Source organism: Sphingobium sp. AP50 (assembly GCF_900109095.1).
GTDB lineage: Bacteria > Pseudomonadota > Alphaproteobacteria > Sphingomonadales > Sphingomonadaceae > Sphingobium.
Genome location: NZ_FNYZ01000003.1, coordinates 15,199 through 28,954, shown reverse-complemented (window position 1 = coordinate 28,954; position 13,756 = coordinate 15,199). Strand labels below are relative to the sequence as shown.

At 64.4% G+C, this 13,756-nt stretch carries 13 protein-coding genes; 10 read left to right on the top strand and 3 right to left on the bottom strand.

The window, feature by feature from the left end:
• Window positions 1-48: 48 nt before the first annotated feature.
• Window positions 49-1,359 (top strand): MFS transporter, encoded by a 1,311-nt coding sequence (locus BMY84_RS08070; RefSeq protein ID WP_093082865.1) that lies wholly within the window; start codon window positions 49-51, stop codon window positions 1,357-1,359.
• A gap of 22 nt (window positions 1,360-1,381) precedes the next feature.
• Here BMY84_RS08070 and BMY84_RS08065 read toward each other — a convergent pair whose 3' ends face one another.
• Complete coding sequence (locus BMY84_RS08065; protein WP_093082862.1) at window positions 1,382-1,579, bottom strand: hypothetical protein; 198 nt, start codon at window positions 1,577-1,579, stop codon at window positions 1,382-1,384.
• A gap of 110 nt (window positions 1,580-1,689) precedes the next feature.
• Between BMY84_RS08065 and BMY84_RS08060 the strand changes: the two genes are divergently transcribed.
• Both BMY84_RS08060 and BMY84_RS08055 read left to right on the top strand, forming a co-directional pair.
• A complete protein-coding gene (locus BMY84_RS08060; RefSeq protein ID WP_093082860.1) occupies window positions 1,690-3,744 on the top strand; it encodes a transglycosylase domain-containing protein in 2,055 nt (684 codons plus the stop codon).
• A 154-nt stretch (window positions 3,745-3,898) separates the two neighbouring features.
• Window positions 3,899-5,608 carry an ATP-binding protein gene (locus tag BMY84_RS08055; protein WP_093082857.1) on the top strand — a complete coding sequence of 570 codons (1,710 nt, stop codon included), beginning with the start codon at window positions 3,899-3,901 and terminating at the stop codon, window positions 5,606-5,608.
• 164 nt (window positions 5,609-5,772) lie between these two features.
• Here BMY84_RS08055 and BMY84_RS08050 read toward each other — a convergent pair whose 3' ends face one another.
• Both BMY84_RS08050 and BMY84_RS08045 read right to left on the bottom strand, forming a co-directional pair.
• Window positions 5,773-6,945, bottom strand: a complete 1,173-nt coding sequence (locus BMY84_RS08050) for a BaiN/RdsA family NAD(P)/FAD-dependent oxidoreductase (RefSeq protein WP_093082855.1) — start codon at window positions 6,943-6,945, stop codon at window positions 5,773-5,775.
• Window positions 6,945-7,388, bottom strand: a complete 444-nt coding sequence (locus tag BMY84_RS08045; RefSeq protein WP_093082852.1) for a YaiI/YqxD family protein — start codon at window positions 7,386-7,388, stop codon at window positions 6,945-6,947. The genes BMY84_RS08050 and BMY84_RS08045 overlap by 1 nt, the downstream gene beginning before the upstream one ends.
• Window positions 7,389-7,618: 230 nt before the next feature.
• On the opposite strand from BMY84_RS08045, the gene BMY84_RS08040 reads away from it, so the two are divergent.
• Genes BMY84_RS08040 through dxs form a run of 7 tightly spaced genes read left to right on the top strand, consistent with a single transcriptional unit; the run spans window position 7,619 to window position 13,755 of the window.
• The gene (locus BMY84_RS08040; RefSeq protein ID WP_093082849.1) at window positions 7,619-8,053 is read left to right on the top strand and encodes an iron-sulfur cluster assembly scaffold protein; all 435 of its coding nucleotides are present in this window, start codon (window positions 7,619-7,621) and stop codon (window positions 8,051-8,053) included.
• Window positions 8,053-9,852, top strand: coding sequence for a cation:proton antiporter domain-containing protein (locus BMY84_RS08035; protein WP_093082846.1), 1,800 nt, complete (start codon window positions 8,053-8,055; stop codon window positions 9,850-9,852). Before BMY84_RS08040 ends, BMY84_RS08035 begins: the two co-directional genes overlap by 1 nt.
• Window positions 9,849-10,175 carry a DUF423 domain-containing protein gene (locus BMY84_RS08030; protein WP_093082844.1) on the top strand — a complete coding sequence of 109 codons (327 nt, stop codon included), beginning with the start codon at window positions 9,849-9,851 and terminating at the stop codon, window positions 10,173-10,175. Before BMY84_RS08035 ends, BMY84_RS08030 begins: the two co-directional genes overlap by 4 nt.
• Window positions 10,176-10,223: 48 nt before the next feature.
• Window positions 10,224-10,688 carry a Fur family transcriptional regulator gene (locus BMY84_RS08025; RefSeq protein ID WP_093012825.1) on the top strand — a complete coding sequence of 155 codons (465 nt, stop codon included), beginning with the start codon at window positions 10,224-10,226 and terminating at the stop codon, window positions 10,686-10,688.
• Window positions 10,689-10,707: 19 nt separating this feature from the next.
• Window positions 10,708-11,277, top strand: coding sequence for a nicotinamide riboside transporter PnuC (gene pnuC / locus BMY84_RS08020; protein WP_093082841.1), 570 nt, complete (start codon window positions 10,708-10,710; stop codon window positions 11,275-11,277).
• Window positions 11,274-11,828, top strand: coding sequence for an AAA family ATPase (locus tag BMY84_RS08015; protein WP_093083389.1), 555 nt, complete (start codon window positions 11,274-11,276; stop codon window positions 11,826-11,828). The genes pnuC and BMY84_RS08015 overlap by 4 nt, the downstream gene beginning before the upstream one ends.
• A gap of 10 nt (window positions 11,829-11,838) precedes the next feature.
• Window positions 11,839-13,755, top strand: a complete 1,917-nt coding sequence (gene dxs / locus BMY84_RS08010; protein WP_093082839.1) for a 1-deoxy-D-xylulose-5-phosphate synthase — start codon at window positions 11,839-11,841, stop codon at window positions 13,753-13,755.
• Window position 13,756 lies beyond the last annotated feature (1 nt).

Genomic DNA, 13,756 nt, shown 5'->3' with positions numbered 1-13,756 from the left:
CGCTAGACCCCGCCCCGGTCGCTAACGGGAAAGAAGACGCCCAATAATATGCAAGCCTCACTCAGGCTCCTGAACAAGCGCCGTTTTCTGCCGCTTTTCATCACTCAGCTGCTGGGTGCTTTCAACGATAACCTGTTCAAGAACGCCATGGTGCTGTTCGTCGTGTATCAGGTTTACAATGACGAACGGTCGGAAACCTGGTTCAGCGCGCTGGCGACGGGCATCTTCATCCTGCCCTTCTTTTTGCTGTCGGCGCTGTCGGGCCAATTGGCGGACCAGCGAGACAAGGCGATGATCATCCGCTGGGTGAAAGCCGCGGAAATCGGCATCATGGGCGTCGGCGCGATCGGCCTTGCGCTGATCTGGAGCGGCATCGCCATCCACACGCTGGCGATCCCCCTGCTACTGGCCGCCCTGTTCGCCATGGGCATCCATTCGACCTTCTTCGGCCCGATCAAATATGCGATTCTGCCCCAGCATCTGGAAGATGACGAAGTACTTGGCGGCACCGGACTGGTGGAAGCCGGCACCTATATTGCGATTCTGGCGGGCACGATCCTGGCCGGCCTGATCCCGATCGAGGCGGCCGCCGTCGGCATCATCATCACCGCACTGATCGGCTATGTCGCCGGGCGCAAGGTGCCGTCTGCCCCCTCCCTGCTGGAAAAGCAGCCGATCGATTTTCACATCATCCGCTCCTCCATCGCGCTGGTGAAGGGTACGATGCATATTCGCCGGCTGTTTCTGGCAATCATGGCGATCAGCCTGTTCTGGGCGGTGGGATCGATCCTGTTCATCCAGTTTCCGCCGCTGGTGAAGAATGTGCTGACCGCCGACAAGCCTGTCGCCAGCCTGTTTCTGGCGATCTTCTCCATCGGCATCGCCATCGGATCGATCGCCATCAACCGCCTGCTTCAGGGCCATGTGTCCGCCAAATATGCCCCCGCTTCGGTAATCGGCATGGGCGTGTGCATCGTCGCCTTCCATATCGTGTGCGATCTGTGGACGCCGGCGCCCGATGGCCAGATGCTGTCGCTGGCGGGATTCCTGGCTCATCCGCTGGCGATTCCTCTGTCCTTCTGCCTGCTGGGCGTCGCGACCTTTGGCGGCATGTTCGTCGTGCCGCTCTATGCCTTCCTGACCACCACGGTCGAAAAGTGCGAGGCGGCGCGGACGGTGGCAGCCAATAATATCGTCAATTCCGGGGCGATGGTGGTGGGATCGCTCTGCGCCATCGGCCTCAGCATCGCGGGCGTATCCGTGGTGATGCAATTGCTTCTGGTCGCGATCCTGACCATCCCCTGCGCGGGCATGGCGTGGAAACTGCACAAGGCCTGCGACGGCCCGCTATGCCATTAAGTGGCGCGCGCAGCCCGACGCTTCAGAAGATGAAGCTGTAGAAGGCCGTGAAGAAGGCGCAAAAGCTGAGCGCGAATAATTTCCAGTCGCTGTCGTCGTCGACCGGGCGCTTCTTGCCCGTCGGCCCATCATCTCGCACACGCAACACATGGGCGGGCAGCCTTTGCCGGAAGGGATGGCGGGCCGATTCGGTGGTGAGGACGAGAGGTCGGTTACGCATGGAAAATGGTTAACGCAAAATTTACCATATCTGCCAGCGCTTATTGTGGTTAACTCCGGCCCGTGTCCCGCTGCGGGACAGGCTTGACTGTATCATGTGAACAATACAGTATGAACGAACCGATGACCGACTCTGCCCACGCCGATCCCGCCGCTGCGCCGCCGCGCGAATTTGGCGCGGGTCCGCCCAGCGCCTTTGCCCCGCCCACCCCATGGCGGCGGCGTCTCCAGATTTTCGGCTGGGTCATGGCCGCCGGCCTTGCCGTGCTGATGATCCTGATCGGCTGGCTGGCGGTCACGGCGCCGCTGTCCCGATCCTTAAAGCCCATCGCCCCGCCCGCGATCAGCCTGATGTCGGCCGACGGCCATCTGATCGCGCGGCGCGGCGCGGTGATCGACAAGCCCGTCACCGTCGCCGAACTGCCCGCCCATGTGCCACAGGCCTTCATGGCAATCGAAGACCGGCGCTTCCAGAGCCATTGGGGCGTCGACCCGCGTGGCATCGCGCGCGCCATGTGGCATAATCTCTGGTCGGACGGATCGTCACAGGGCGGCAGCACCATCACCCAGCAGTTGGCCAAGGGCGTGTTCCTGTCCAGCGACCGCACCTTCGGCCGCAAGGCGCGCGAGGCGCTGATTGCGGTGTGGCTAGAAGCCTGGCTGACCAAGGATCAGATCATGGAGAGATATCTCTCCAACGTCTATTTCGGCGACAATGTCTATGGCCTGCGCGCCGCCGCGCGCCATTATTTCAACCGTTCGCCCGATCGCCTCAGCATCCCGCAGGCGGCGATGCTGGCCGGGTTGCTGAAGGCGCCCTCCCGCCTCGCCCCCACCTCCAATCTGAAGGGCGCCCGCACCCGTGCCGCGCTGGTGACGCAGGCGATGGTGGATGCAGGCTATATCAGCCAGGCTGACCGCAATGCCCTGCCGCCCGCGCGGCTGGACGTGCATGAGGAGCCGGACCCCACCAGCGGCACCCATTTCGCCGACTGGGTGCTGCCGCAGGCGCGCGACCGGGCCGGCGCCGTCTATGGCGAGCAGGAGATCAAGACCACGCTCGACTGGCGTATCCAGCGTCTGGCCGAAGCCGCGATCCGCCGCGCGCCGCTGGGCGGGGCACAGGCGGCGCTGGTCGCGATGAAACCCGATGGCAGCGTCGTCGCCATGGTCGGCGGCAAGAATTACGACAAGAGCAGCTTCAACCGCGCGGTGCAGGCCAAGCGCCAGCCGGGATCGACCTTCAAACTGTTCGTCTATCTCGCGGCCTTTCGCGCGGGCATGACGCCGGACGACATGATCGAGGATACGCCGATCACCACCGGCACCTATCGCCCGGCCAATCATAGCGGCAAATATCGCGGTCGCATCACCCTGCGTCAGGCCTTCGCCGCGTCCAGCAATGTGGCGGCCGTGCGCCTGACCCAGAAGGTCGGCGTCGACAATGTCATCAAGGTCGCGCGCGATCTGGGCGTCACCGCGCCATTGACCGAGGATCTCAGTCTGGCGCTGGGCACGTCGGAAATTCCGCTGGTCGAACTGGTGGAGGCCTATGCGGCGGTCGCAGCCGGGGCCTATCCGGTCGTCGCCCATGGCCTGCCGCCGGAGGAGCAAGGCTGGTTCGAAAAGCTGATGCAACGCCAGCGCCATTTCAGCGATGATCAACTGGAAATGATCCGCGATCTGCTCTCCTCCGCCGCCAATCGCGGCACGGGCAGCGCGGCCGCCCTGCGCACCAGCACTTTCGGCAAGACGGGCACGACGCAAGACAGCCGTGACGCCATTTTCGTTGGCTATGCCGGCGGTCTGGTGACGGCGGTATGGATCGGCAATGACGACAACACGCCCCTTCCCGGCGGTGCGGCCGGTGGCGGCGTACCGGCGCGCATCTGGCGCAATTTCATGAGCGGCGCGATCAACGAACCGGTCGAGGATACGTCCGACGCGGAACAGGATCCCGATCTGGTCAACGCCATCGCCAACATCGCCGTGGAAACCGGCATCGGCAATGTCGGCCTGGGCGTCGATGAAGGCGGCATGACCGTCAATATCGGCCCGAACCAGATCCGCATCCCGACCGACCAGCCCATCCCCGCGCCGCCGCAAGGCACGCCCCCGCCGCGTATCGCACCGACGCAGCCGGAGGGCGAAGATAATGGGCCATGATCCCGGCCTCTCCAGCGTGGTTAATGCCCTGTCGTAAATTACATAATCGGATACGCATTCCTCACTTCATCGCGTAAGCCGTTGACGAAGGCCTATTTCGCAACGAAACTGCCTGCATGTCATATGGCGCCAGTTCCAATGCAGAGGTTGCGCGATGAGGGAAGCATCAGACAGCGAGGTTCGCGCCGAGCATAAGGCGCTGGCCGCACGCTGGACCCTGGCAGCCGAAGCGATGGAGGCACTAGCCGGTGCCCGATCGATCGACGCGATCATCTCCGTCCTGCGTGCCTTTGCGCGCCGTGCGGTCGGCGCCGATGGTATCGCGGTGGTGCTGCGCGATGAAGACAAATGCCATTATGTCGCGGAAGATGCGATGGAACCGCTCTGGGCGGGCCAGCGCTTCCCGATGCAGCGCTGCGTCTCCGGCTGGGCAATGCTCAACCACCAGACCGCCGTGATCCCTGATATTTTCATGGACCCACGGGTGCCGGTGGATGCGTATCGCACCACCTTCGTCCGATCCATGATCATGGTGCCGATCGGCCGGGTGGAATCGATTGCGGCGATGGGAGCCTATTGGTCCGAAGCGGGTGCGCCGACCGACAATCAGATTGCCTTGCTGGAGGCTCTGGCACGGGCGGCATCAACGGCGCTGGAAAATGGCCGCCTCTTCGCCTCGCTGGAAGCGCTCAACCTGCAACTGAACGATCGGGTGCGGGAGCGGACCAAGGATCTGGAAAAGTCGCAGGACACGCTGCGCCAGATCCAGAAGATGGAGATATTGGGCCAGCTTACCGGCCATGTCGCCCATGACTTCAACAATCTGCTGACACCCATCATCGGCGGACTGGATCGCATCCTTTCCGGCAACATAACCCCCGAAGCCATCGCAAGGACGGGATCCATCGCCATGCAAGCGGCCGAAACGGCGCAGACGCTGGTCCAGCGGCTGCTGGCCTTTTCCCGCCGCCAGCCGCTGCTGCCGACGGCGGTGGATCTGAGCGATCTGCTCGACGGAATGCAGGCGCTGTTGGCCAGTACCTTGGGGCCGCGCATCACTTTGTCGATCGACGTGCCCCATTCCCTGCCCTCCGTCCGCGCGGACGGGCACCAACTGGAACTGGCGATCCTGAATCTGGTCGTCAACAGCCGGGACGCCATGCCCGATGGCGGCATGCTGTCCATCAGCGCCGACATACGCGAACATGGCCTGCCCGCCCCGCTGCTCCCTCGTCCCTATGTCTGCCTGACCATCGCGGACAGTGGCATCGGCATGACTCCGGCGGTCAAGGCGTCGGCGATGGAGCCTTTCTTCACGACCAAGCCAAGCGGCCACGGCACGGGCCTCGGCCTGTCGATGGCGCATGGCCTCGCCGGGCAACTGGGCGGCGCGCTGGAAATCGACAGCGAATTCGGCAAGGGCACGCAGGTTCAGTTCTGGCTGCCGGTCGAGAAAATTGCCCTCGCTCCAGCCAATGACGAACCGACCGTGACGGCGCAGGGCGGTTTTCAGGGCAAGGTGCTGCTGGTCGACGACAATGGACTGGTCCGCAACAGCACGCGCGAGATGCTGGCGGACATGGGCTATGACGTGGTCGATATCGACCATGCCGAACTGGCGATCAGCATGATCGAGGCAGGCTATCAGCCCGACATCGTCATCACCGATCATGTCATGCCGGGAATGACCGGCGCGGAACTGGCGCTGCGGTTACGAGTAGACCATCCGACCGTCGCGGTGATGATCATCTCGGGCTATCAGGGTATCGACCTGATCGCGCCCGACATCGTCCGCCTGTCCAAACCGTTCCGCCGCACGCACCTGCAAGCCAGCATCAGCGCCGCACGGGCGCAGGTTGCCTAGGTGCGCTCGACATTCAGATGATGACGGAGCGAAAATGGTGGATTTTCGCGACCCTTGAAACGAGTCATGTGCCTCGTTTCAACGCAGCGTACTAAAAGTATGTGAGCACCGGAAGCGCGGCAATTCGCCATTTGCAGCCCGTCAGGGTTGAATGTCGAACGCCCCTAAAGCGCCTGTCCTGCGGCCCACCCACTGGCCCATGCCCATTGGAAATTATAGCCGCCCAGCCAGCCGGTGACGTCCACCGCCTCGCCAATGGCATAAAGGCCCGGCACCTTCGTCGCCTCCATCGTGCGGGATGAAAGGCCAGCGGTGGCGATGCCGCCCACGGTAACTTCCGCCTTGGCATAGCCTTCCGTACCCGACGGAACGAAAGGCCAGTCCGCAAGCTTTGCCGCCACCTGCCGCAGCGCCTTGTCCGACAGATTGGCCAGTTCGCCCTGAACGCCGATCCGTTCCAGCAATGTGTCGGCCAGCCGCTCGGTCAGCGCCTGCCCCAGCACGCGGCGCAAATGGGTGCGCGGCCGCTCGCGCTTTTCCTCCAGCAGCCAGTCCGCCGTCCTGTCCGGCAGGAAATTCACCTGAATGGGCGTGCGATGCTGCCAATAGCTGCTGATTTGCAGCATCGCCGGACCGGATAGCCCACGATGGGTGAACAAAGCCGCTTCGCGAAAGCGGGTCTTGTTCCAGCGCACCTCGACATCCGCCGACACGCCGGAGAGCGACTGGAACAGCGCCTCCTCCGGCCCCAGCGTGAAAGGCACCAGCGCGGGACGCGGCTGGACGATCGTCAGCCCGAACTGCCGGGCGACATCATAGGCAAAGCCGGTCGCGCCCATTTTCGGGATCGATGGCCCGCCGGTCGCCCGTACCAGCGCGGGAGCACGATGCACGACCCCGCCGATCGTCACCCGATACAGGCCGTCCGCATGATCGATCGCCGTAATGCCTTGCCCCAGCGCCATGGTGACGCCGCCTTTGGTGCATTCCTCCGCCAGCATGGCGACGATCTGTTTCGCCGATCCATCGCAGAAAAGCTGCCCCAGCGTCTTTTCATGCCAGGCAATGCCGTAGCGCTCGACCAGCGCGAGGAAGTCCTGCGCGCTATAGCGCCCCAGCGCCGACTTGGCGAAATGCGGATTGGCGGACAGATAACGGTCGGCAGCGGTGTGGATGTTGGTGAAGTTGCAGCGGCCGCCACCGGAAATCAGGATCTTCTTCCCCGGCGCATCGGCATGGTCGGCGAGCAGCACGCGCCGACCGCGCTGTCCGGCGACGCTGGCGCACATCATGCCCGCTGCGCCTGCCCCCAGGATGATCGCGTCATAGTCGGCCATCAGCGGCCCCGCTTCAGGCGCATCAGCGCCTCATCGAGTGAAGACAGGAAGCGCGAACGATCCGTCTTCGAAAAAGGCGGCGGCCCGCCGATCGGATCGCCCACCGCGCCCGCGCGCAGGTCCGCCATGATCGCGCGGGCGCCAATGGAACTCAGCGTAAAGGGCTTGCCGTTCGGCGCAATCACCACTGCGCCTGCTTTGAGGCAGCGGTCCGCGAGCAGGATGTCGGCGGTGATGCAAATCGACCGGGCATCGGCCCGCTCGGCAATCCAGTCATCGGCCGCATCGAAACCATCGCTCACCACCACCCGGTCCAGCAGCGGATGGACGGGAATGCGGATCGGGCTGTTGCTGACGATGGTGACGGGCACCTCATGCCGCCAGGCGACCTTATAGATTTCCTCCTTCACAGGGCAGGCATCGGCATCGACGAGGATCTTCATGGCTTGCGCGATAGGCCGCCGGGGCAGTCGAGACAATGGCCTTCCGATAATCCTCCCCTGGGAGGGGAGGTGGATGGCCGAAGGCCAGACGGAGGAGTATGGCGCTACCCTTTGAGGTTAGGCAAATCCCTCTCCACCATCGCCTTGCAGGGGAGGATTCCCAATTCTATTTTCCCCTAGGACCAATCGCCGCCTTCACCCCGCGCCGCTCCTGCCCTACATGGGTCGGCATGAACGCCCCCCTAAAAGCGCCCCTGTATAACAAGGACATATTGCGGCTCGCCGCCAGCATCCCGCATCACCAGCGCCTGCCCGACCCGCAAGCCACGGTCGAAAGGCGGTCGCCGACCTGCGGATCGCGGGTCACGGCGGACGTGAAGATGGCCGATGGCAGGCTGGCTGACATGGGGCTGGACGTGAAGGCCTGCGCGCTGGGACAGGCATCGGCGGCGCTGATGGCGGCGCAGGCGATCGGCCTGACGGCGCAGGAACTGGCCGATGCGCGCGACCGGCTGACCGCCTATCTGTCCGGCGACAGTGACGATCTGGATTTCTGGCCGGGTCTTGCCGTGCTGGCGCCGGCGCGCGGCTATCCCGCCCGGCATGCATCGATCCGACTCGGTTTCGAGGCGATCGCCGAAGCCGCCCGCATGGCAGACGCCTGATGGAGGCCCATGCTGCCGTGAGTGCGACCGACGTGCTGCTATCCGAGGGCGTGATCCTGCTAGGCGCGGCCGTCGCCTTCGTCATGCTGTTCCGTCGCTTCGGCCTTGGCGCCGTGCTGGGCTATCTGGTCGCGGGCGCGCTGGTCGGGCCGCAGGGGCTGGGCCTTGTCGGTGGCGCAGAATCGAAGCTCGCCATCGCGGAAATCGGCATCGTCCTGCTGCTCTTCCTCGTCGGGCTGGAACTGCATCCCGCCCGGCTGTGGCGGCTGAAGCGTGACATTTTCGCGCTCGGTCTGGCGCAGGTCGTGCTGTGCGGATGCGCGCTGACCGCGATCATCTTCTATTCCACCGGCTTCAGTTGGGGCGCGGCGATCGCGCTCGGCCTGCCGCTTGCCTTGTCGTCCACGGCGCAGGTGCTGCCGGGCCTGAAATCCAGCGGCCGCATCAACTCGCCCTTCGGTGAGAAGGTGTTTTCGATCCTGCTGTTCCAGGATTTGTCGATCGTTCCGCTGATCACCATCGTCGCTGCCCTGTCGCGCAATCCGGCCGATGCCGGTGGCCCGCCGGGATGGATGATGGCAGGCTATACCGTCGCGGCGATCGCCGGGCTCGTTCTGGCCGGTCGCTTCATCCTGCGCCCGCTGCTGGGGCTGGTCGGGCGCATGGGCGAGCGCGAACTGTTCGTGGCCGTCGGCCTGTTCACCGTGCTGGCCGCCGCCGCGCTGATGCACGCGCTTCACCTGTCGACCGCGCTGGGCGCTTTCGTCGCGGGCGTCATGCTGGCCGATTCGCCCTATCGGCATGAGATTGAATCGGACGTGGAACCGTTCCGGTCGATCCTGCTCGGCCTCTTCTTTCTGGCCGTCGGCATGGTGTTGGACCTGCATACCGTGGCCGCCAATCCGATCTTCGTGATAACGATGGCCGCGATGCTGGTCGCGACCAAGGCGGCGATCATCACCGGTCTGGCCCGGCTGTTCGGCATGAACTGGCAACAGGCGCTGGGCGCGGGCTTGCTCCTGTCTCAGGGCGGTGAATTCGGCTTCGTCCTGTTCGCGCAGGCGCAAAGCGCCCTGCTGATCGCCCCGCAGGCCGCCAGCCTGTTCAGCGCGATCGTTACCTTCTCCATGGCAACAACGCCGTTCCTGATGCTGTTCGCCCGCCGCTTCGAATTCGCCAAGCCTAAGGATGACGGCAGCTTGCTGGGGCCTGAGGATGCGCCACGCGGCTCCGCCATCATCGTGGGCTATGGCCGCTTCGGCCAGACGGTGGCGCAGATGCTGATGGGCCATGGCTTCGGCGTCACCCTGATCGACAAGAAGCCGGCGCAGATCGAAGTGTCGAGCCGCTTCGACATGAAAGTCTATTATGGCGATGGCACGCGCATGGACCTGCTCCACCGCGCCGGCGCGGGCGAAGCGCGGCTGATCGCCTTCTGCATCGATGATCCCTCGCTCGACAGCCGCGCGCTCCAGCCGATCGCCGAAGCCTTCCCGCAAGCCGCCCTGATGGTCCGCGCCTTCGACCGGCGGCAGGTACTGGCGCTTCAGGACATGGATCTGGCCGGGGTGGTGCGCGAAGTCTATGAATCCGCCATCTGCATGGGCGTGCAGGCGATGGAAGCGCTGGGCGTGCCGCAGGAGGAAGTGGAAGAAGTCGAGCGCCAATATCGCGAGAATGACGAACAGCGCATGGCGCTTCAGATCGAACATGGGAATTTGCTGGCGGCGAAGGACTTGATGTATCGGCCCGGCCGCGGCATGCGGCTGCTGAGCCGAGGGGATGGAGAAGAGGCATGATCGCGATACTGGCCTGTCTGTCGGCGGCATTGGCGATCGGCGCCGGGGCCTTCGGCGCCCATGGCGTGGCCGATCCCAAGGCGGCCGAATGGCTGCGCACCGGCGGGATATATCAGTTGATCCATGCCGTGGGCGTGCTGGCGGTCATGGGCGTGGCGCGCGGCGCAGCGGCGGCGATGCTGGTCGGCGCGGCGATCTTCGCGATCAGCCTCTATGTCATGGCGCTGGGCGGTCCCAAATGGCTGGGCGCGATCACGCCGATCGGCGGCACGCTGATGATCGCGGGCTGGCTGTGGGCCGCCTGGAACTTCAGCCGTCCCTAAAAAGCCCTCCCCTTGCCGGAACCCCTGGCTGCGCATAGATTAGAGACCATGGCCGACCACGATCACCATCATCATCAGGAACCGACCGGCGCGAAGCTGGCCAATGCCGCACGCGCCACGCTGGAGGCGCAGAACGAACAATGGACGCCGATGCGCGCCGCCATTTTCGATGCGCTGGCGGCCGAGGAAAAGCCCGCCTCCGCCTATGACATTGCCGACAATGTGTCCAAGGCGCGCGGCAAGCGGGTCGCGCCGAACAGCGTCTATCGCATCCTCGACCTGTTCGTGGCGAACAACATCGCCATGCGGGTTGAAAGCGCCAACGCCTATATCGCCAACGCCCATCCGGGCTGTCATCATGACTGCATCTTCCTGGTCTGCGACGAATGCGGGCAGGTGACGCATATCGACAATGATCCGATCACCTCCTCGCTGCGCGCCGCCGCCGACAAGGCCGGCTTCACGCCGAAGCGCGCGGTGATCGAGATGCGCGGCACCTGCAACGCCCATTGACGGGGCTTCGCCGCCTGCCATGACCATGATCGAATGGATCGCGGCCGCGCTGGGGCTGGTCAATATCATCCTCGTCGCGCGCCGATCGCTGTGGAACTACCCGTTCGCCATCGCGATGGTGACGCTCTATTTCTTCGTCTTCCTCGACGCGAAACTCTATAGCGACGCGCTGCTCCAGATCTTCTTTCTGGTCATCAACCTCTATGGCTGGTGGAACTGGGTGCATAGCCGCAAGACCGACGATGGCGGCATTGCCGTGGAGCGGCTGAGCGCCATGGCGCGCGTGCTCTGGCTGGCCGGCACGGCACTCGCGGCGGTGGCATGGGGCAGCATGATGGCCCGCTTTACCGACGCCGCCGCGCCCTTCGCCGATGCGACCATCGCGGGCATGAGCGTAGCCGCGCAAATCCTCCAGTCGCAGCGGAAGGTCGAAAGCTGGATCTTGTGGGTCGTGGTCGATGCGCTGGCGACCGGCCTGTTCTGGAGCCGGGGCCTGATCGCGACATCGATCCTCTATGCCCTCTTCTTCGTCATCGCGCTCTGGGGCCTGATGGCATGGCGCCGCACGATGGAGCGCGCGCCGGCATGAGCGTGTCTATCGTTCTGCATGGCGTGGAAAGCACAGGAAAATCGGTGCTGGCGGATCGGCTGGCCCGCCATTTCGACACGATCTGGGTATCCGAATATGGCCGCACCCATGCCGAGACGCATGGCGTGGAAATGGACGAGGCCGACCTGCTGCTGATCGGCCGGACACAGGCGACGATGATCGAAGCGGCGCTACCAAAGGCCAATGGCTTCCTCTTTTCAGACACCGATTCGCTGATGACCGCCGCCTGGGCGGAGATGATGATCGGCCACGTCCCGACCGAACTCCTCTCCCATCCCAAGGCCGATCTCTATCTGCTGATGGAAGCCGATGTCCGGTGGGTGCCCGATGAGGTCCGCGTCTATGGCGAAGACAGGGCGCGCGCCCGTTTCGCCGCGATCTGCCAGACGATGCTGGAGACGAGCGGCGTGCGCTGGGCATCGGTCGGTGGCGACTGGGACGCGCGATTCGCCCAAGCCGTGGCCCTGATCGAGGCTTTAGCGCCGTCAAAAACGTCGCAAGGGTTCGACTTGGCGCAGGAAAACGAGTAGGCACCTTCCCATGTCCGAACCTGCTACCCCGTTGCTCGATACCGTTCGCACCCCCGACGACCTGCGCAAGCTCCAGCCCGACCAATTGCGTCAACTGGCCGATGAGTTGCGCGCGGAAACCATTGCGGCGGTGGGCGTAACCGGTGGCCATCTGGGGTCGGGCCTTGGCGTGGTGGAACTGACCACGGCGATCCATTATGTGTTCGATACGCCGGGCGACAAGCTGGTCTGGGACGTCGGCCATCAATGCTATCCGCACAAGATATTGACCGGGCGGCGCGATCGCATCCGCACCCTGCGTCAGGGTGGTGGCCTGTCCGGCTTCACCAAGCGGGCCGAATCCGAATATGACCCCTTCGGCGCGGCGCACAGTTCCACCTCGATCAGCGCGGCGCTGGGCTTCGCCATCGCCAACAAGATGCAGGACCGTCCCGGCAAGGGCATTGCCGTGATCGGCGACGGCGCGATGTCGGCGGGCATGGCCTATGAGGCGATGAACAATGCCTGTGACGCGGGCAACCGGCTGGTCGTGATCCTGAACGACAATGATATGTCGATCGCGCCGCCGGTCGGGGGCCTTTCCGCCTATCTCGCCCGTCTGGTGTCGAGCCGCGAATTTCTGGGCTTGCGCGACCTGGCCAAGCGTCTGGTGCGCAAGCTGCCCCGTCCGCTCCACAATGCGGCGCGCAAGACCGATGAATTTGCGCGCGGCATGGCGATGGGCGGCACCCTGTTCGAGGAATTGGGCTTCTATTATGTCGGCCCGGTCGACGGCCATAATCTGGACCAGTTGATCCCGGTTCTGGAAAATGTCCGCGATGCGGCCGAAGGGCCCTGTCTGGTCCATGTCGTCACGCAAAAGGGCAAGGGCTATGGCCCGGCCGAAGCGGCGGCGGACAAATATCATGGCGTCCAGAAATTCGACGTCATCACCGGCGCGCAGGCGAAGGCGCCTCCCGGCCCGCCCAGCTATACCAATGTCTTCGCGCAGGCACTGATCGCCGAAGCGCAGCGCGACCCCAAAGTCTGCGCCATCACCGCTGCCATGCCGTCTGGCACCGGCCTCGACAAGTTCGAACTGGCCTTCCCCGACCGCATCTTCGACGTGGGGATTGCCGAACAGCATGCCGTGACCTTCGCTGCGGGCCTCGCGGCGGAAGGCATGCGCCCCTTCTGCGCCATCTACTCCACCTTCCTGCAACGCGCCTATGATCAGGTCGTGCATGATGTGGCGATCCAGAATCTCCCCGTCCGCTTCGCCATCGACCGCGCCGGTCTGGTCGGTGCCGACGGCTCCACCCATGCGGGCAGCTTCGACGTCACCTATCTCGCCACCCTGCCCAATATGGTGGTGATGGCGGCGGCGGACGAGGCCGAACTGATCCATATGGTCCACACCTGCGCCGTGCATGACAGCGGGCCGATCGCCGTGCGCTATCCGCGCGGCAATGGCACCGGCGTCGACATGCCGACGGTTCCCGAAGCGCTGGAAATCGGCAAGGGCCGGATCGTGCGCGAAGGGCGTCAGGTCGCTATCCTTTCGCTGGGCACCCGACTCGAAGAAGCCCTGAAAGCCGCCGAAGTGCTGGAGGCCAAGGGCCTGTCCACCACCGTCGCCGACCTGCGCTTCGCCAAGCCGCTGGACGAAGCGTTGATCCGCAAGCTGCTGACCACGCATGAAGTCGCCGTGACGATCGAGGAAGGTGCGATCGGCGGCCTGGGCGCCCATGTGCTGACGCTCGCCAGTGACGCTGGCCTGATCGACAATGGCCTGAAACTGCGCACCATGCGCCTGCCCGACCTGTTCCAGGATCAGGACAAGCCCGAAAAACAATATGCCGATGCGCGCCTCGATGCCGATGCGATCGTCGACACGGTGCTCACCGCGCTTCGCCACAACAGCGTGGGCGCGGAGGCGCGGGCCTGAC